Origin of the sequence: Mesorhizobium sp. B2-5-13 (assembly GCF_006440535.1) — a bacterium.
In the GTDB taxonomy this organism is placed as follows: domain Bacteria; phylum Pseudomonadota; class Alphaproteobacteria; order Rhizobiales; family Rhizobiaceae; genus Mesorhizobium; species Mesorhizobium salmacidum.
The window spans coordinates 1-18,605 of sequence record NZ_VFUI01000004.1 but is presented as its reverse complement, the minus strand read 5'-3'; the positions used below and the strand labels follow the sequence as shown (position 1 = coordinate 18,605).

At 62.9% G+C, this 18,605-nt stretch carries 15 protein-coding genes; 5 read left to right on the top strand and 10 right to left on the bottom strand.

What is annotated here, in order from left to right:
• Positions 1-4: 4 nt before the first annotated feature.
• A complete protein-coding gene (locus tag FJ434_RS08545; protein WP_140507771.1) occupies positions 5-1,567 on the bottom strand; it encodes a winged helix-turn-helix domain-containing tetratricopeptide repeat protein in 1,563 nt (520 codons plus the stop codon).
• A gap of 109 nt (positions 1,568-1,676) precedes the next feature.
• Here FJ434_RS08545 and FJ434_RS08540 point away from each other — a divergent pair, with 109 nt between their 5' ends.
• A complete protein-coding gene (locus FJ434_RS08540; protein ID WP_140745659.1) occupies positions 1,677-2,138 on the top strand; it encodes a cupin domain-containing protein in 462 nt (153 codons plus the stop codon).
• 139 nt (positions 2,139-2,277) lie between these two features.
• Here the strand turns inward: FJ434_RS08540 and FJ434_RS08535 are convergent, their stop codons facing one another.
• Positions 2,278-2,967, bottom strand: a complete 690-nt coding sequence (locus FJ434_RS08535; protein ID WP_027142378.1) for an HAD family phosphatase — start codon at positions 2,965-2,967, stop codon at positions 2,278-2,280.
• Between the two features lie 176 nt (positions 2,968-3,143).
• On the opposite strand from FJ434_RS08535, the gene FJ434_RS08530 reads away from it, so the two are divergent.
• A complete protein-coding gene (locus tag FJ434_RS08530) occupies positions 3,144-4,277 on the top strand; it encodes a site-specific DNA-methyltransferase (RefSeq protein WP_140745657.1) in 1,134 nt (377 codons plus the stop codon).
• A gap of 65 nt (positions 4,278-4,342) precedes the next feature.
• Here the strand turns inward: FJ434_RS08530 and FJ434_RS08525 are convergent, their stop codons facing one another.
• Positions 4,343-4,954 carry an HAD family phosphatase gene (locus FJ434_RS08525; protein ID WP_140507767.1) on the bottom strand — a complete coding sequence of 204 codons (612 nt, stop codon included), beginning with the start codon at positions 4,952-4,954 and terminating at the stop codon, positions 4,343-4,345.
• The gene (gene mutY / locus FJ434_RS08520) at positions 4,947-6,086 is read right to left on the bottom strand and encodes an A/G-specific adenine glycosylase (RefSeq protein WP_140745655.1); all 1,140 of its coding nucleotides are present in this window, start codon (positions 6,084-6,086) and stop codon (positions 4,947-4,949) included. Before mutY ends, FJ434_RS08525 begins: the two co-directional genes overlap by 8 nt.
• Before the next feature lie 53 nt (positions 6,087-6,139).
• Between mutY and FJ434_RS08515 the strand changes: the two genes are divergently transcribed.
• From FJ434_RS08515 to smc, 3 genes are all read left to right on the top strand, one after another.
• Positions 6,140-6,640 (top strand): DUF721 domain-containing protein, encoded by a 501-nt coding sequence (locus tag FJ434_RS08515; protein WP_027142382.1) that lies wholly within the window; start codon positions 6,140-6,142, stop codon positions 6,638-6,640.
• A 165-nt stretch (positions 6,641-6,805) separates the two neighbouring features.
• Positions 6,806-7,549: a DsbA family protein gene (locus FJ434_RS08510; RefSeq protein WP_140507764.1), complete on the top strand. Its 744-nt coding sequence runs from the start codon at positions 6,806-6,808 to the stop codon at positions 7,547-7,549.
• Between the two features lie 123 nt (positions 7,550-7,672).
• A complete protein-coding gene (gene smc / locus FJ434_RS08505; RefSeq protein WP_140745653.1) occupies positions 7,673-11,131 on the top strand; it encodes a chromosome segregation protein SMC in 3,459 nt (1,152 codons plus the stop codon).
• 136 nt (positions 11,132-11,267) lie between these two features.
• On the opposite strand, the gene FJ434_RS08500 is transcribed toward smc, so the two are convergent.
• The 6 genes from FJ434_RS08500 to FJ434_RS30450 all read right to left on the bottom strand — a co-directional run.
• Complete coding sequence (locus FJ434_RS08500) at positions 11,268-12,023, bottom strand: GGDEF domain-containing protein (RefSeq protein WP_140745651.1); 756 nt, start codon at positions 12,021-12,023, stop codon at positions 11,268-11,270.
• A gap of 138 nt (positions 12,024-12,161) precedes the next feature.
• The gene (locus FJ434_RS08495) at positions 12,162-12,824 is read right to left on the bottom strand and encodes a thermonuclease family protein (protein ID WP_140745649.1); all 663 of its coding nucleotides are present in this window, start codon (positions 12,822-12,824) and stop codon (positions 12,162-12,164) included.
• 45 nt (positions 12,825-12,869) lie between these two features.
• A complete protein-coding gene (locus FJ434_RS08490) occupies positions 12,870-14,072 on the bottom strand; it encodes an ABC transporter substrate-binding protein (RefSeq protein ID WP_140745647.1) in 1,203 nt (400 codons plus the stop codon).
• A gap of 94 nt (positions 14,073-14,166) precedes the next feature.
• Positions 14,167-14,910, bottom strand: coding sequence for a transglycosylase SLT domain-containing protein (locus FJ434_RS08485; protein ID WP_140745645.1), 744 nt, complete (start codon positions 14,908-14,910; stop codon positions 14,167-14,169).
• A 28-nt stretch (positions 14,911-14,938) separates the two neighbouring features.
• Complete coding sequence (locus FJ434_RS08480) at positions 14,939-15,310, bottom strand: hypothetical protein (RefSeq protein ID WP_140745642.1); 372 nt, start codon at positions 15,308-15,310, stop codon at positions 14,939-14,941.
• A 60-nt stretch (positions 15,311-15,370) separates the two neighbouring features.
• Positions 15,371-18,605 (bottom strand): Ig-like domain-containing protein (locus FJ434_RS30450; RefSeq protein WP_140745639.1); only part of this gene is annotated, 3,235 nt, incomplete at its 5' end.

Genomic DNA, 18,605 nt, shown 5'->3' with positions numbered 1-18,605 from the left:
CGAGTTACTCGGGCAGTCCTGCGCGCCGTAGTGCGCTTCCGAGAGCCTCCGCGAGTGCCGGCGCGCAGTTCACGCCTGCGAACTGGCGGCTGTAGCGAAAGCCAGGCTGAAGCTCGAGCACGCGAGTGGCGGCCACCTTCGCTTCATCCAACCGGTCCAGGTTGGCCAGCGCGGCGGCCAGTTGCACATAAGTGATACTGTGCGCCGGGTTGGCTTGAACGGACTTGTAGGCCGCACGGCAAGCTTCTTCGTAACGACCGCGCAGCAAATGGCTCATTGCTTGAGCGTCAAATGCCGCCCAAGTCCACGAATCGAACGGACTAAGCCGCATACCCTGCTCGCTCCATTCTATCGCGCGCTCAGCTTCGCCGCTCCATCCGAGGATGACGCTGCCAAGAATGTAGGTCAGCGCCGATGACGGGCTGATGGCGAGGGCGGCTTCCAATGCGGCGAATGCAGCGGCGCGATCGTGCGCATCCATTCCGATGGAAAAGCCGGCCCAGGTCAGCGCGAGCGCATCGTCCTGGCCATGGACAATGGCAGACCGGGCGTGCCGGATCGAAGACGCACGGTGGATCTCCTGCAGCCCGGCGCGAAGAAACAGGCAATGGTGGCACATCGAGGCATTGCCATGTGCCAGCGCATAAGTCGGTTCGAGCGCGATAGCGCGGTCAAGAAGCAGCAGCGCTCTGGTCACCTGCCTCGGCATGCCTGAATCGACGTCGGGCTGGGCTTGCAGCACGAGATCGTAGGCATCGAGACTGTCAGGCCGCTTCCGCCTGACACGTTCGATTTCGGCTTTCCGCACGCTGGGCGCAATTGCGCCCACCGCCGACAGCGCGATCTCGTCTTGAAGCGCAAAGATGTCTTCGGAGCTGCGGTCGTAGCGCTCGGCCCATACATGCGCACCGGTCGATGCATCGATCATCTGCCCGGTAACGCGCACATTACCGCCGGCCTTGCGCACACTGCCTTCGAGGACATAGCGAACGCCAAGCTCGCGACCGACCTGCTTCACGTCCACGACGCGACCCTTGTAGGTGAAGGTCGAATTTCGGGCGATGACGAACAACCACTTGATGCGTGCCAGGCCTGTGATGATGTCGTCCACCATTCCATCGGCAAAGTATTCCTGCTGCGGATCGCCGGTCAAGTTGGAGAACGGCAGGACCGCGATGGAAGGCTTTTCAGGCAAAGTCGGTGCCGACGCGGCACGGACGGCGGCCGAAGTATCAGGAACATTCGTGGTGACAGCCGGGCCGACATAGCGATAGCCGCGGCGCGGCAATGTTTCGATCCAGCTCTCGACATTCGCTGTGTCGGCCAGGACGCGACGCAAGGCTGCGATCTGAACCGTCAAATTGTTATCGGCAACCGCCAGTCCGCCCCAGCCGGCCTCGATCAGCGCGTCCTTGGATACGGGAACGCCCGCATTCTGGATCAGCAGGCGCAGCAGCGCGACGGCGCGTTGCCCAAGTATGGTCGGCTCACCCCAGCAAAAAAGAATGCCCACCTCCGGATCGAGGCGGAACGGGCCGAACTGGTAGAGGTCGCCCCTTACGGTCATCAGAGTCTTTTAGCAAATTTTTGGGAACGGATTCATGACTTTCCGCCGCGACCAGCCGATCATGGCCAAATGCTTGTTAAAAGCATGCGCCCAGCCAAAGGAGGGTCATATGAGCGCCAATGCCTTCATCCGCAGGCCCGATGAGAAGAAGGGCCTCATGCTGCGTGGTCATCCCATGGCTTTCCTCGTAACTGGCGAGAATACCAGGCACACCAGCATGTTCGATTGGACGATCCCGCCGCAGTTCGCCACCGGGCGGCATGTGCACCGGGTGCAGGAGGAGACCTTCTACCTGCTCGACGGCGAGTGTGAATGGCATTTCGGCGACGAGACGATCCGCGCGACGCCTGGAACCTTTCTGTTCATCCCGCCGGGGGTGCCGCACAACATCACCAATATCAGCGAGAAACCGGCTCGCGTGCTGATGACCGTTTCTCCGCCTGGCCATGAGCATTATTTCGAAGAGCTCGCCAGCCTCGCGGCGCGGGGGGCGCCGGATCCAAAAGCGCTCGCCGATCTGCGAAATCGCTATGACACTGACCAACTCTCGACTCTGACGACGCGCGCGTAGGCTCGTCACCAAACTTCGATGGCCACTCCGGGTTTTTCTGAGTTCGGACCTTTCTACCGCGAGCCGCCGGACACGGGAACGACACCGGCTAAGCGGATGCGCTGGAAAATCTTCGCGAGCAGAGTTTCCGGCAGCCGCCCTAAGCGTCTTCCGACCATTCCGACAGCGCCGCGATCACGCTTTTCAACTCCGCCCAGCGGCGGATCACCGTTTCGGCACCGGCCTCCGTCAGGGCATCGGCATGGCCGGGATAGCTGTGGCTGGCGCCCGTAAAACCGATCACGCGCATGCCGGCGGCCTTGGCGCCGGTGACGCCGTGCACGGAATCCTCGATGACAAAGGTGTTCGCCGGGTTGGCGGCGAGCTTTTCGGCGGCATGCAGGAACACGTCCGGAGCCGGCTTGGTCTTTCCGGTCGGCGTCTCCATCGCCGAGAAGATGCGCCCGGCGAAGAATGGCAGCAGATGCACCTTCTCCAGCATGAACTCGATCCGCTCCGAACGTGAATTGGAGCAGATGCAGCGCTGCGCCGTGACCGAGGCGACCGCTTCGCGCACGCCCTCGATGGCACGCACGTCGCTGCGCAGTTTGCGGTCGACCAGTTCCTCGGCGCGATCGATCAGCGACACCTGAAACGGGATTTTGGACTTCTCCTCGATCCGGATCAGGATGTCCTTGAAGGTCAGGCCCGCATAGGTCTCGGCAATCTCCTCCGCCGAGATTTCATATCCGGCCAAGGTGATCAATTCGGCCTCGACCCGCGCGGCGATGATTTCGGAATCGACGAGCACGCCGTCGCAATCGAAGATGACAAGATCTGGCTGGGGCATGGTGATCCGGACGATGGAGGATGGAGGGATGGCCACTCAGGGCTCAAGCGGCGCGGCATACACCAACGGCCGGACCTTCGCAAATCTGGTGGCCATCCGCGCGCCTTCACCGAATATTTACGCTGATCGGTAACCATAACGGGGAGTAAACAGTAACGCGTGCCTTGGGTGTAAAAATGTCAGCCGTGCGTCTTCTCGACGAGCTCTCCCACGCTCCCCAGCAGTCCGAATGGCTGGACACGATCCTGAAAGGCGATTGCGTCGCGGCCCTTGACCGCCTGCCGGAAAAGTCGATCGACGTCATCTTTGCCGATCCGCCCTACAATCTGCAGTTGGACGGCGATCTGCACCGTCCCGACCAGTCCAAGGTCAACGCGGTCGACGACGACTGGGACCAGTTCGAGAGTTTTGAGGCCTATGACGCCTTCACGCGCGCCTGGCTGCTGGCAGCGCGCCGCGTGCTGAAGCCCAACGGCACGATCTGGGTCATCGGCTCCTACCACAACATCTTCCGGGTTGGCGCCAAGATGCAGGATCTCGGCTTCTGGATCCTCAATGACGTGGTCTGGCGCAAGACCAATCCGATGCCGAATTTTCGCGGCCGCCGCTTCCAGAACGCGCATGAGACGATGATCTGGGCCTCGCGCGATCAGAAGGGCAAGGGCTATACCTTCAATTATGAAGCGCTGAAGGCGTCGAACGACGATATCCAGATGCGTTCCGACTGGCTGTTCCCGATCTGCACCGGGGGCGAGCGCCTGAAGAACGACAATGGCGACAAACTGCATCCGACGCAGAAGCCCGAGGCGCTGCTTGCCCGTATCATGATGGCCTCGACCAAGCCGGGTGACGTCGTGCTCGACCCGTTCTTCGGCTCCGGTACGACGGGTGCCGTGGCCAAGCGCCTCGGACGCCACTTCGTCGGCATCGAGCGCGAGCAGGCCTATATCGACGCCGCCAATGAGCGCATCGATGCCGTGCTGCCATTCGACGAAGCGGATCTTACCGTGCTTACCGGCAAACGCGCCGAGCCGCGCGTCGCCTTCGTCAGCCTGATCGACACTGGGCTGATGACGCCCGGCGCCACGCTCTACGACGCCAAGAAGCGCTGGGCTGCCAAGGTTCGCGCCGATGGCACGGTGGCGATCGGCGACAGCGCCGGCTCGATCCACAAGATCGGCGCCGAGGTGCAGGGGCTGGACGCCTGCAACGGCTGGACCTTCTGGCATTATGAGCGCAGCGGCGGATTGACCCCGATCGACGAACTGCGTCGCATCGCCCGCCTCGGCATGGAACGGGCAGGGGGCTGACCCCCTGCTGCTTGCATCATATTCGTTGATTCAAATTCTCGACGGATCGCCGCAAGCGATAGAGATCACGCCTTGATTCCAAAGCGTTCAAGATCTGCCTGAAGCGTACTGGCATCGGTGAACAGCACCGCTTGCCAGCCGGCGGCCTTGGCGCCGTCGACATTTTTCTGGCTGTCGTCGATGAACAGCGTCGCCGACGGCTCGAGGCCGAACGCAGCCACGTGATGGTCGTAAATGCCGCGGTCCGGCTTGATCTTGCCGATCTCGCCCGAGATGGTGACGCCACGCGGGCGATCGAGGAAATCGAAGCGTTCACGCGCTTCTGCCAGCGTGTCGGAGGCAAAGTTGGTCAGCATCGTCACATCGTGGCCGCTGTCGATCAGCCCGAGCATGATGGCGACGCTGTCGTCATAGGCATGCGGAACCATCTCGTGCCAGTGGCGGCGGAAATTGCGGATGTTTTCGGCGTGCTCGGGATGCTCCGCGATCAGCAGCGCTTCGGCCTCTTCCCACGTCCGCCCGCGATCCTGTTCGATGTTCCAGTCATGCGTGCAGACATTGTCGAAGAACCACTTTCGCTCTTCGACATCGGGAATGAGGCGGCTGAACGGAATGTTCGGATCGTAATGGATCAGCACGCGGCCGATGTCGAAAACGATGTGGCGGATTTCAGTCATGGGGCCTCTTTGCACTCAATGGCGACGGCTTTTTCGTCGCGCCGGGTATCGCAGCCTCGATTGCCTTTTTCATGACAGTGGGCAGCGCCTCGCCTGAAATGTCATGGGCCGGCGACCAGAAATACCCTGCCGGTGCATCACCTTTGATGTGAGCGCGAAAGACTTCGAGTTCGAGCGCGAAATGGGTGAAGACATGCGTGATTTTTCCGGCGCGCAGCCAGTTGCCGGGAAAAGGCGCCGCCGCTTGCGTGGTGGCTCCGTCCGCCCGCGCCGTCCAGGCGGTGGTAGGCACTTCCGTCATGCCGCCAAGCAGGCCCTTTTCCGGCCGCTTGCGCAAAAGAATGGCGCCGTCCTCACGTGTGGCCACGAAAGCCGCGCCGCGCCGCAGCGGTTTGTCGGCTTTTGGCAGCCGCACCGGGAAATTCTCGGGGTCGCCTGCAATGACGGCGCTGCAGTCCTCGCGCAGCGGGCACAGCATGCAGCGCGGTCGGCGCGGCGTGCAGATCGTCGCGCCGAGATCCATCATTGCCTGGGCGAAGTCGCCGGGCCTTGTCGCCGGCACCATGCGCTCGACATGGGCTCGTATCTCGGTCTTGGCTTCGCTCAGCGGCGTCGTGATCGAAAACAGCCTTGAGATGACGCGTTCGACATTGCCGTCGACAACGGCCGCGGGACGGTCGAAGGCGATTGCCGTGATGGCAGCCGACGTATAGGCGCCGATCCCCGGCAATTCTCGAAGTTCGGTCTCGGTATCTGGAAACCGGCCGCCGCGTGCCACCACCAGATCGGCACAGGCCTTGAGATTGCGGGCGCGGGAGTAATAGCCGAGCCCCGCCCAGGTTTTCATCACATCCTCGGTCGGCGCCGCTGCCAGCGCTTCGACGTCGGGCCATTTCTCGACAAAGGTGCGGAAATAGGATTTCACCGCTTCGACGGTGGTCTGCTGCAGCATCACTTCGGACAGCCAGATGCGGTAGGGGTCGGGCCGCACACCGCGTGCATGCTCGCGCGGCGTCACGCGCCACGGCAATTCGCGATGATGCGCGTCGTACCAGGCGAGCAGGCGCGACGCCCTATCGTCTGAGATGGCCATGCTGGTCAGGGCCTTGCGGGTCTGGTCTGCTGGTGCCATTGATCTTGCGTTGGCCTGGCCGGTATCTGCTGGGTCGTGGCTGGAGAACGCACATGGCAGGGAAAAGGCCCTTCGGCAATCCCGTTCCGGTGAGCGACCTCGCCACCGAGATCCTCGACCCGGTGCTGCGCAAGCGGGCAGGCATATCGATCGGTCTTGTCCAGTCCTGGGAAGAGATTGCCGGACCGCGCCTGGCCATCCACTCGCGGCCCGAAAAGATCCAGTGGCCCCGCCGCCTGCACGAAGACGATCCGTTCGAGCCGGCCGTGCTGGTCATCGCCTGCGAAGGCATGGCCGCGCTTCATCTGCAGCATGAGACCGGCGAGATCATCAACCGGGTGAACGCCTTCCTGGGTTTCAGGGCGATAGGCCGGATCAGGATCGTGCAGAAGCCGGTAAGCTCGGGAAGAGCCCGGCCCAAACCTGCCCTCAGGCCACTGAGCGCGGCGGAAAAGGCGAAATTGGCCGATACTGTCGGCTTGATCGAGGATGACGGGCTGCGCGCCTCGCTGGAACGGCTGGGTGCGACCATTCTGGGCGCAAGGAAAGCCTAGTTATAACTGGCAACGGTCATAGGTTTGTCGTTAATCTCTCGCATTCGTGATCACCCTCGTCAGGTTTCGCGATTGGATTGGGGACAGGGATGCCTTAATTCGCGCCAACTCTCGCTTTTTCGTGCCATTGCATTGCAAAATCCAAACCCTTATCAGGTGATTCGTATGAGCCGTACCCCGTTTGGCCAAAGCTTCTCTCGCAGAAACGTCCTGACTTCGCTGGCCGCCATCCCGGCGGTGGCCCTGCTCGCCGCCTGCAGCGATTCCGGCGAACAGGCCAAGGCTGCGGATGTGAAGCCCGCGGACCCTGCGGCGCCCGCAAAGCCGGCCACGCCCGCCGCGGTCCAGGTGCCGGAAGCGCAGGGCACCGTCGACATGACCGAACTGATGAAGCCGGGTGCGCTGCCCGACAAGCAGCTCGGCAAGGATGACGCCAAGGTCACCATCGTCGAATATGCCTCGATGACCTGCCCGCACTGCGCGCATTTCGCCGAGACCACCTTTCCGGATTTGAAGACCAAGTATATCGATACCGGCAAGGCCCGTTACATCCTGCGCGAATTCCCGTTCGATCCGAGCGCCGAAGCAGGTTTCATGCTGGCGCGCTGCGCCAAGGACAACTATTTCCCGATGGTCGATGTCCTGTTCAGGCAGCAGGCGAACTGGGTCGGCGTGTCCAACACAAAGGATGCGCTGCTGCAAATCTCCAAGCTTGCCGGTTTTACACAGGAGTCCTTCGAGGCCTGCTTGACGGACCAGAAACTTCTGGACGATGTGAGATCGGTCCAGAAGCGTGGCGCCAATGAATTCAAGGTCGACTCGACACCGACCTTCTTCATCAACGGTAAGACCTACAAAGGGGCGATGTCGATTGAGGAAATGTCGGCCATCATCGACCCTCTGCTCTGACATCAGCTCAGCGCCGAAGCGGCAGCGCTCCGGCGCTGCTTGCCTGTCTATCTGTTCGCGCGCTATGCGCCCTGTCGCAAAACCTCGGTACAGTTTTGCGGAACCGGTGTATGAGGCGCGTGAATGAAGTTTTCGCGCCTCCGGCTCCTTGGTTTCAAGTCCTTCGTCGAACCTGGCGAGTTCGTCATCGAACGCGGCCTGACCGGCATTGTCGGGCCGAACGGGTGCGGCAAGTCGAACCTCGTCGAGGCGCTGCGCTGGGTGATGGGCGAAAGCTCCTACAAGAACATGCGCGCGTCCGGCATGGACGACGTGATCTTTTCCGGCTCGGGCACGCGCCCCGCCCGCAACACCGCAGAAGTCACGCTGTTCCTCGACAACAGCGACCGCTCGGCTCCATCAGCCTTCAACGATGCCGACGAACTGCAGGTGTCCCGCCGTATCGAGCGCGAGGCCGGCTCGCTCTACCGCATCAACGGCAAGGAAGCGCGCGCCAAGGACGTGCAGCTTCTGTTCGCCGATCAGTCGACCGGCGCGCGCTCGCCCTCGATGGTCGGGCAGGGCCGTATCGGCGAACTGATCCAGGCCAAGCCGCAGGCGCGCCGCGCGCTGCTCGAAGAGGCAGCCGGCATTTCCGGCCTGCACACCCGCCGCCATGAGGCGGAGCTGCGGCTTAAGGCGGCCGAGCAGAACCTCGAACGCCTGGACGATGTCGTCGGCGAACTGGAAAGCCAGATCGAAAGCCTGAAGCGCCAGGCGCGCCAGGCTTCCCGCTTCAAGAACCTGTCGGCCGACATTCGCAAGGCCGAAGCAACGCTCTTGCATCTGCGCTGGACGTTGGCCAAGACGCAGGAAGGCGAGGCGCGTTCTGCACTGGCGACGGCCACGGCGCTCGTCGGCGACCGCGCCGCCACGCAGATGAACGCGGCCAAGGAGCAGGGCATCTCCGCCCATCGCTTGCCCGACCTGCGCGACGCGGAAGCCGCGGCTGCCGCGGCCTTCCAGCGGCTGTCGATCGCCAGGTCGCAGATCGAGGAAGAAGCCGGCCGCATCCGCACCCGTCAGGCCGAACTCGAGCGCCGGTTGCAGCAACTCGACGGTGACATCGCCCGCGAAGAGCGGATGGTGCGCGACAATGCCGACGTACTCGAGCGCCTGCGCGCGGAAGAGGCCGCGCTGAACTCCGAAAACGCCGGCGCCGCGGAGCGCGAGGCCACTACCCGCGCGGCATTCGAACAAGCCGCCTCGACGCTTGCGCAAACCGAAGCCAAGCTCGCCGCGCTGACCGCCGAGCGCGCCGAGGCCGCCGCCTCGCGCCATCAGATCGAACGGACTTTGCGCAAAACCGCCGAGCGGCGCGATCGCTTCGCCCGTCAGCTCGCCGATGTCGATCGGGAGTTATCGGACATCCTCGCCAAGGTGGCCGGCCTGCCCGATCCGGCCGAGAAACGGATCCTGGTCGAACAGGCGATGGCATTGCTGGAAGAGTCCGAGGCCTCGGTGGCACAGGCCGAGCAGTCGGTCATCGACGCTCGTGGCGCCGAAAGTGCCGCTCGGCCCCCGCTTCAGGACGCCAGGGCGGAACTGGCCGGGATCGAGACCGAAGCGCGTACGCTGGCCAAGATCCTGAACGCGGCCAGCGGCGATCTCTTCCCTTCCGTGCTGGAGCAGATCAGCGTCGAGCGCGGCTTCGAGACGGCCCTGGGCGCGGCCTTGGGCGAAGACCTGGACGTGCCGCTCGACCGTAGCGCACCGGCGCATTGGGGCGAAAGCGAAATCCAGCCCGGCGACGCCGCGCTTCCGGAAGGGATCAAGAGCCTTGCCAGCGTGGTTCGCGCGCCGGCACAACTTGCCCGCCGCCTGGCGCAGATCGGCATCGTCGAGGCCGCTGACGGGCGCCGGTTGCAGGGGCTTCTGGCTCCCGGCCAGCGCCTGGTCAGCCGCGAGGGCGCGTTGTGGCGCTGGGACGGTCTGACCGCCAGCGCCGATGCACCGACCGCCGCGGCACAAAGGCTGGCGCAGAAGAACCGGCTTGCCGAACTCGATGCCGAAGCGGTGCAGGCGACGCTCGTCCTGCGCCAGGCCGAGGGCACGCTGGCACAGGCCGAGCAGACGCTGCGCCAGGCAAGCGAAGCGGAGCGAACCACACGCCAGGCCGGACGCGAAGCCCAGCACCGGCTGGACGCCGCCCGCAATGCGCTGGCCGAGGCCGAAAAGGCCGGCGGTGAACTGTCGAGCCGGCGTGCCGCGCTGGACGAAGCGCGCGCCCGCATCGTCGACAGCCACGAGGAGACATCGGCGGCTTTCGTCGAGGCCGAGATGCTGCTGCAGGACGCGCCGGATCTCGGCGACCTGCAATTGCAGCTCGAACAGTCCTCGGCCAATGTCTCTCGCGACCGCGCCACGCTTGCCGACGCGCGTGCCGTCCATGAGGGGTTGCGGCGCGAAGCCGAGGCCCGTACGCGACGGCTGGACGCCATCGGCGCCGAGCGCAGCAACTGGCTGGTGCGTGCCGAAAACGCCTCGACACAGATCGCCTCGCTCGGCGAACGCAAGGCCGAGGCCGAGGCCGAGCGCGAACGGCTGGCCGATGCGCCCGACGAGATCGACGTCAAGCGCCGTGCGCTGCTGTCGCAACTCACCGAGGTCGAGACCTTGCGCAAGGCGGCCGCCGACCGGCTGCAGGAAGCGGAGAACAGGCAGGCCGAACTGGACAAGGCGGCCACATCAGCCATCCAGTCGCTGGCCGAAGCGCGCGAAACCCGCGCCCGTGCCGAGGAGAGGCTGACGGCGGCGGACGAACGCCGGCTGGAGGTCGAGGCGCGTATCCAGGAAACGCTGAACACGCCGCCGCATCTGGTCATCCGCCACACCGGCCTGGAAGCCGGCGACCCGATGCCCGAGATGCCCGAGATCGAACGCCAGCTCGACCGGTTGAAGATCGAGCGCGAACGGCTCGGCGCCGTCAATTTGCGCGCCGAGGAAGAGCAGAAGGAGCTTTCCGATCGCCTGGAGGCAATCGTGTCCGAGCGCGAGGACATCATCGAAGCGATCCGCAAGCTCAGGCAAGCAATCCAGAGCCTGAACCGTGAAGGCCGCGAGCGGCTGCTGGCCGCCTTCGATGTGGTGAACAGCCATTTCCAGCGGTTGTTCTCGCATCTGTTCGGTGGCGGCACGGCAGAATTGCAACTGATCGAATCCGAGGATCCGCTGGAGGCGGGACTTGAGATCCTGGCCCGCCCGCCCGGCAAGAAGCCGCAGACCATGACACTGCTGTCGGGCGGCGAGCAGGCGCTGACGGCGATGTCGCTGATCTTTGCCGTGTTCCTGACCAATCCGGCGCCGATCTGCGTGCTCGACGAAGTCGATGCGCCGCTTGACGATCACAACGTCGAGCGCTTTTGCAATCTCATGGACGAGATGGCCAACACCACCGAGACACGTTTCGTCATCATCACCCACAATCCCATCACCATGGCCCGCATGGACCGGCTGTTCGGCGTGACCATGGCCGAGCAGGGCGTCAGCCAGTTGGTCTCCGTCGACTTGCAGGCCGCCGAAGCGATGCGCGAGGCGAGCTGACGCCGCGGGATCTGCGCGTTCGCCCTCAGCCAAGGATCGTAGCGAAGGGATCGCGGGCGGTAAGCCACGCATTCTGGCATCGACTTTCCCGATTATCGCAAAAGTCGCGGCAAAACCGAACAAGTCTTGGAGGGCGTCAGGCTGAAGCGGGTTGAATGCGCGACAGTGCAAAACCGCCTTTGCCCGACAGGCTCTCTTCCGCCGGCCGGAACATGTCCTCGAAGTCCAGGTCCTGCTCGAAAACCACGCCTCCGACGGTGACGGCCAGGATCTCCTCGGCGCCTTGAGGGGCAAAATAGACCTGCGAGACACTGGCGCGGATACGCTCGCCAACCGTCCTGGCTTCGGCCTCGCTCGTTCCAGGAAGGAAGACGCCGAACATGGACGCGCCTATGCGGCCGACGACGTCTTGCGAGCGCACGCAAGAGCGGATGGTCGAGGCTATGAGGCGCAAGGCTTCGTCGCCCCAGCTCAGGCCGAAGCGCAGATTGATGGCGTTCAGATGTTCAGGATGAACGACTAGGAAGGCGCCCGATCGCTCGCCAGGTGGCGAAGACCTGATTGCCCGTCTCTCGATCAGCGACGTGAAAACCTTGCCGTTCAGGCAACCGGTCAGCGTATCGAAGGTAGCGGCCCTGTTGAGTTCCCGCCTATAGCGACGGATCTCGGCCAGTTTCAGGCCTATGAACACAAAAAGCGGCAGGCAGATCACCAAAGGCAAAAGCGTTGCGGTGATCATGCCGCGCCCGAAAGGCGTCAGCGTCTCGCTGAACAACAGCAGATAATTCAGGATCAGGGAGACGCACAGGCTGCCGATGGTTCCAAGGAAAGCCAACCAGGCGACATTCTTCCATTCGTGATGGGCCGGGACATCAGCTGCTGCGTTGCTCATCGTCGATCTCCGTTCGAACGCCAAGCATAAGACCGGCAAGTTACGATTTCGGTCTCGAAGAACAATACAATTTGAGACGTATCGCCAGCTTTCTGAACAGACGATGCGGCCCTTTGTGGCGAATCCGGTTGCTGCCGCCTACGGGGGGCTGAAGATTCCCATCTCCGCCGTCCGGGCTGCTGCTTCGGCCTTGCCATAGATGCCGCTCGGCAAGGCCAGCGCCCAGCCATTCGATACGAGCCAGGCGCCGACATCCTGTTTGCCCAGCCTGCATGTCGCCGCGACAGGGAAGCGGTCGACCGTCGGAGGCACGAAACAGCTCAGCGCCCGCCCGCGCATCCAGTTGTTGAAAGCCGCGCGCGCCCGCTGCCCGCAAGGCCAGGCACTCTCGTGAAACAGGCAGACCCTGTCGATCGCAACGCTTTGGGTTCCGCTGATGAACAATTTCCGCCCCATGGAGTCGAAACCGGCCGACGACGTGGCCACCGGACGGTACAGCGGTGTTTCCAGCCAATCCTTGGGCATCGATGGCTTGGGTTGTGGGGCGAGGCCGAGGTCGCCAAGGGGCAAGCGAGGTTCCACCCGCTCCATGTCGGTCCCCTCGATCTGCGGCGGTGCGATGAGATCCTCGGCAATCTTGCGGGCTGAATTGACGATCGATCGAACCGGGTGCTGCGCGACTTCATCGCTGACTTCCGGGGCCGGGTTGGTGACGGTCCGTTCGACAGGGAACAGGGTCGCTGCCCTGATCAGCAGCAGGATGCCGACGAGAAGCTCGAGGCTTGCGACCGCGATCGTCATGCGAAGGCGTCCGACTTGTGCCATCAGGCCGCCGCGCCCAATTCGCTAGAAGCTGGACGTCGATTTGGCAACCGGTTTGAGCGCGCCTTTTTCAATCCGGTAAAACGGCATCGAGCGTTCGCTGGATCCATCCGCGCGGAACCTGAACAAGCCGGTCGATCCGCGAAATCCACTCCGGTTCTCGAAAACGTGCCTGTTGAAACCGTTAGGTCCGGCAGCGCTCGCGATCCCCGCGGTCAGGGCAACCATGTCATAGGCATAAGCGACATTGACGTCGGCCTGGTAGTTGAAGGTTGCCTTGAAACGATCCGAGATCGGACCTGTTTCGTGTTGATCGAGCGTCGCGATATAGGCGCCTTCGAAAAGTGGACTGGTCGGGTGCTCCAGCCAGCGGTTCGTGCCAATCACGGAGGTCGATTTTCCAGGAATGCCCTTTGCCTTCAGGGCGATCAGGATTGGCGACGGATTGCTGTCGCCGCTGGCAACGATCACGGCATCGGGAACGTCCACCAGCGAGCCCATGTCCGTCACCGCCTTTGCCGCGCTGTCGGCGCTCGTATAGGGTATGGTGATTGCAAGGGCGGCTCCATACACGCTGAGGCTGTTGGCGACCCGCTTCTCCATGATGTCGGCACTCGCGCCCGCCGGCACCAGCAGAACGAACTTCTTGCCGCCCTTGGCCGCGATCGCGCCAGCTCCCGCGGCCGCGCTGTCCGCCTCGCTGAGGCATACCGCATAGACGCCCGGGCCACCGGCAAAATTGTCCGCAAGAGCCAGAACCACCGGCCGGTTTGAGCCCGACAGTTTTGCGACATGCTGCGCCGCCGCCAGTTCGGTCGGACCGATGACCACTTTCGCTCCCGAAGTAATGGCTTTAACCGCCAGTTGCTGGGAGTAGGTCGCGTCTCCCCTTGTGTCCTCGATGGTAAGCGTCAGCAGCGGGTTGCCGAGGTCCGTCATGGCGAGCTTGGCGGCGTCGAGCATCTTTCTGCCGTTTTCGCCCGCGGATCCGGAAGCGGACAGCGGCAGCAGCATGGCGACTTTGGTGGGTCCCGTGCCGAGGGACTGCGTCGCCTGGCTTGCGTTTGCCACAGCAACAACAGCAGCCGGCTGATTGGCGACCTGGATGGCGGCGGGATCGAGCGCGTCGGACACCGCGCCTTTCGATTGGCAGCCGAGCAACGACATAGCCAGCATGGAAGCGACCACCCATGTCCGCGGGCCGTGGACCGGCCGGTCAAATTCCATTTTCTGCTCCCACCCTGTCTGCCGCGCATGGCGACAGGTCTTTCCCGATCTCGTCCGCACGATATATCATGGCGGCTCCATTCGACCGAAGTGCTCAGTCACGGAACAGCTCGGCCCTGAGCGCTTTGATGCGTCTGGCCTGCTCCACGGTTCGATAGTCGGCACATCTCATGTAGCGTGGGCCGGGCACGAAAAACCTGCGCACACAGACACGCTTTGCCCCTGTCGGCATGCCTTCCTGCGAAAGGGCGGAAAACCCGAATGTCGCCACAGGCAACGGCCCGGCTACCTCCAGGCCATCCCTTGCCAGTATGGCTCTCGCACGCTCGCAATAGCGAACGGAAAGTGCCGAGAACCGGGTCTCGTTGTGGCCAGCGCGATATTTCATCACGGTCGTGCACAGATCGCCGCCGGCGAGCTTGTTCGCGAGCGCCAGATACTCGACGCCAAACGCGATATTGGTCGCGGGCGCGCTGAGATTCTCGAGCGAACCGCGAAAGCCGAGCATGCGCGCGGTCGCCGGCATGACTTGCATCAGTCCGATTTCTCCAGCACCCCCGCGTGCGTCAGGATCGAAGCCGCTTTCGATCTCGATCACGGCATGCGCCAGTGCCGGTTGAAGACCGTAGATCGATGCCTGACAGGTCGCGAACGCCTTATAGGTCTCGCGCGACCACTGGGATGCGGCGCTGCAGTGCGTCCGCCGCGTTGCGATGGCTGATGTTGCCTGGTCGACGGAAGACGGCTCGAATTCCCTGGCTGGCGCCGCCGGCATCAGCCAACCGGTCAGCGCAATCGCCCCGGCGATCACGGCGAGCGATGCGCGATCGCCAATCATCGGACCCGCTGGCGCGCTCTCGCTGCGGTTAGTTCATGTACTCGACCATGCGATCGTGAAAACACTCGCACTTGTTGAGCGTGTCTTCGTCCTTATAGTTGGTCTTCAGGTAGCCGTAAGCCATGCCGCAGGCGACCTTGGCTTCCGATGCCCAGACGAAGACCGGCCGGGATGAATGGATCCATTCCGGGCTGTTGGCGACGGCGACCGACTCGTCCATCAGCTTCACGACCTGTTTCGTGAGGTCGACCGTGTTGTCGGTCAGCACGAGATTGGACGTTCCAACGGTGCGGCAATAATCGGCCGTCGGGCCTTCGATGATGTCGGCGGCAAAGCCGGCCGACCCAGCCGTCAACAACAGCGCCGCCGCCGAAGCCAGCAGTCTCGAAACAGTCTTCATGATGAACTCCCCTCCATGATCTGAAGATATACCATAGTCGTTTGGCCACGCACTATGGCCTTAAACCACATTTGCCGTGGTCGTGTGTGTGTTAGCGCCATCGTCATACAGCAGTGTGATCGTGCTGGCCACGGGCGCGACCGCGTTGGTCAGTTGCGCCACGTCGATGAAGTTGGCGCCACCGGCGAGACCATTGGCATCGACACTCAGTGTGTGTGTTGCCGAATCGTAGTTCACGAAGTCGGCAACGTTGCCGGCTCCAGTCTTGAAAAGGGACGTCAGGTCGATCACGTCGCCATCGCCGCCGACGCCGCTATAATCGCTGATGAGATCCTTGATATCTAGATGCTCAAGCTTGAAGGTGTCGGCGCCGGTGCCCCCGATGAGCGTATCTTGGCCCGAACCGCCGATCAGCAGATCATTGCCTCCACCGCCGTTAAGCGTGTCGTTGCCTGAGCCCCCGTAAAGCGTGTCGTTTCCGGTGTCGCCAAACAGGGTGTCGATTCCGCGCCCGCCGGCCAGGAGATCGGCCTGTCCCGGAAGGCCGCTAAGGATGTCATTGCCATCTTCGCCGAATAGGGCGGTTTCCGTGATCGTCGTCGTGTGCGTATCGGCGCCGGGCGTTCCTTGCCACGTGCTGGTATCAGGCGAAAGGTGCGCCGTCACCGAGCCCGCGATCAGGTCGCCGTCACCGTCGGTTGCATTGACCGGGATCGAGATATCGAACGGCGTGACGGCGTTCGCGGTCGTATAGGTGACCGGGCCTAGTTTGAAGTCATTCGAGCCAATGTTGGCCGAAATCTCGATCGCGCTGAACGGGTCGGAGTTTGCAACCACCGTAAAAGTGTCGCCTTGCGCCAAACCGGTGATGGTCCAAGTTCCATGCACGGCGTCATAGGCTGTAGTCGGAACTGCTCCACCGGAACCGTTAATCACCGTGATCAGGCTGCCAAATGCTGTGCTTTCGCCAGATACATCGCCTATGTAGGAAGCATCGTTGTCAGCATTGACCGGGCGTATGGTTATCGAAACCAGGCCAGGCCCAGATACATTGCCAATCTGCTGACTGTAGCTCGCTACCTCGTAGTGGCCGGTATAGGAAGTCCCGGCAATGGTGCCATTGGTTGTCGCGCTACTAACGAAATCGAAGCGGATCTCCTCGCCAGGTCCGATGCTGTTTCCGCCATCGACGCCCCAACTGCCCGTGCTCGTATTGACGAAATTAGGGCTATTGCCGGTCGCGAGCAGGTCACTGGTTGAGTTGGCCGAGTCCAGAACAATTGCCTGATTGTTGCCGCCGCTAGGCGAGAAGTTCGCCGTATTGAACTGGTTGCCGGCAAACATAGTCGCTGCCTGCGTGTAGGTCCAGGTGTCGGTCGTGGGATCCAAGGTCGCCGTGAAGGCGAGGTCGCTGCCGTTCGCGGCCGAGGTTCGTCCCTCTACCGTGTGCGTATCCACGACGTGGAAGAAGACCTGCTCGCCATTCAGGAAGATGTTTGCGCTGCCTGATGTGACGGCCGCGCCCTCGTTCACGTTGAACACCACGTTGCCAACGCCGTCGGCGCCGGCACTTGCGGCGAAGTTGATGCTTTCCGTTAGTACAGTATGCGGGACGTTTTCGACGAAGATGCCGTCAGGATTGAACGGCAGCGGAGCGTCATCGAGAACCGTCAGGTTGACCGCGCCGGAAACGTGATCGCCGCTGGTGTCGGTTGCCACCACCTGGAGGCCGTTGATGGTGATGTTGCCGGAGCCCGCAGCATGCTGAAGCTGATCGGTCAACGTTGCGGTCACCACCGGAGTGAGTGAACTGTTGGCGCCTGCGGTTGTATTCGACAAGGCCAGATAGACGAATGCGCCAAGGTCCACGCTGCCAACCGTCTGGATTAAGTGTCCGACCAGTTCCCCGCCGACCAAACTCCAGGACAGCGTGTAACCGGAAGCCAGGCCCGAAACCGTCGGTGCCACCCAGTTTGAAGCGTCGGTCGGGTTGGCGAAGGCGACGGAAATCGCTTCGCCTGATGAGGTGAAGGTGATCCCGCTGTTTGCCTGCGCCGTCTCGCCACGGCTGCCTGGGTTGGTGCCGGTCACGACACCAGCATGAAGATCCGCCGGCAACGAGGCATCCTGCGTCGTGTCGAGCGCGGCCTCGTTCAATGTAAGCGAGGCGGTGCCGCCGCCTGACGGGACCGTATTGGTCTGGACATTCAGCGTTACCGTTGCCGTCGACGTGTCGCCGTCGCCGTCCTTGATCGTGTAGGTGAACGAGTCCGATCCAACGTAGACGCCCGTTGGCGTATAGGTGAACGTTCCATCATTGTTGTAGACCACCGTGCCGTGGGCGCCGTTTGTGGTGACTGTGACTTGGCCACTGAGCGGACTGTTGTCGGTATCCACGCCATCGGCACCGAAGACGTCGTTGCCGAGCAGGCCGGTAAGAGTGGTGGGTCCAGTAATGGTCGAACCCCACGTGTCGTCATGGGCTGTCGGTACGTCATCGACGATGGCGATGTTGATGGTGCCGGTCGTGGTGTTCCCGTTTGCGTCGGTGACCTGATAGGTGAAGCTCTCGGCGGCATTGACGGTATCGGTGCCGGCGGTTGCCGGTCCGTGCACGGGTGCGGTCAGCGTATAGACATAGCTGCCGTCGGTGTGGACCTGGATGGTGCCGTAGGTTCCGGCTGTGGCGGCATTGCCGCCGCCGGCCAGCTGATAGGTGAGCGGTGCGAAACCGCCGGTGGCATTGAGCTGGTTTGCGGCATCGGTCTCGGCGGTCGAGCCCGGCAGCGAGCCGGTGACAGTGCCGGCGGCGAGATCGGCGCCATCCTTGTTGGGGTCGAGGGCCGCCTCGTTGACGATGACGTCACTGTCGGCGGGAGCGACGAGCCCGGCATCGCTGAGGTTGATGGTCAGCGTCGTGGTCGACAGGTCGCCGTCACCATCCTTGAGGGTGTAGACGAAGACGTCGGTGGTGTCGGCGGTGATGTTGTTGGCGGTCGACTGGTAGGTGTAGGAGCCGTCTGCATTGAGATGCAGCGTGCCGTGCAGGCCGACGATGTCGGTGTTGACGCCACCCGATACGGCGGTGGTTGTGTTGCCGCCTGCGGCGCGCACGCCGTCGATGGTGGCGCCATCGGCGCCGGCGACGTCATTGACCAGCACGCCGGCAACGGCGGCAACGCTGAGCAACGCGCCTTCATTGACATTGCCGCTGTCGACATGGGCTGTCGGTACGTCATCGACGATGGCGATGTTGATGGTGCCGGTCGTGGTGTTCCCGTTTGCGTCGGTGACC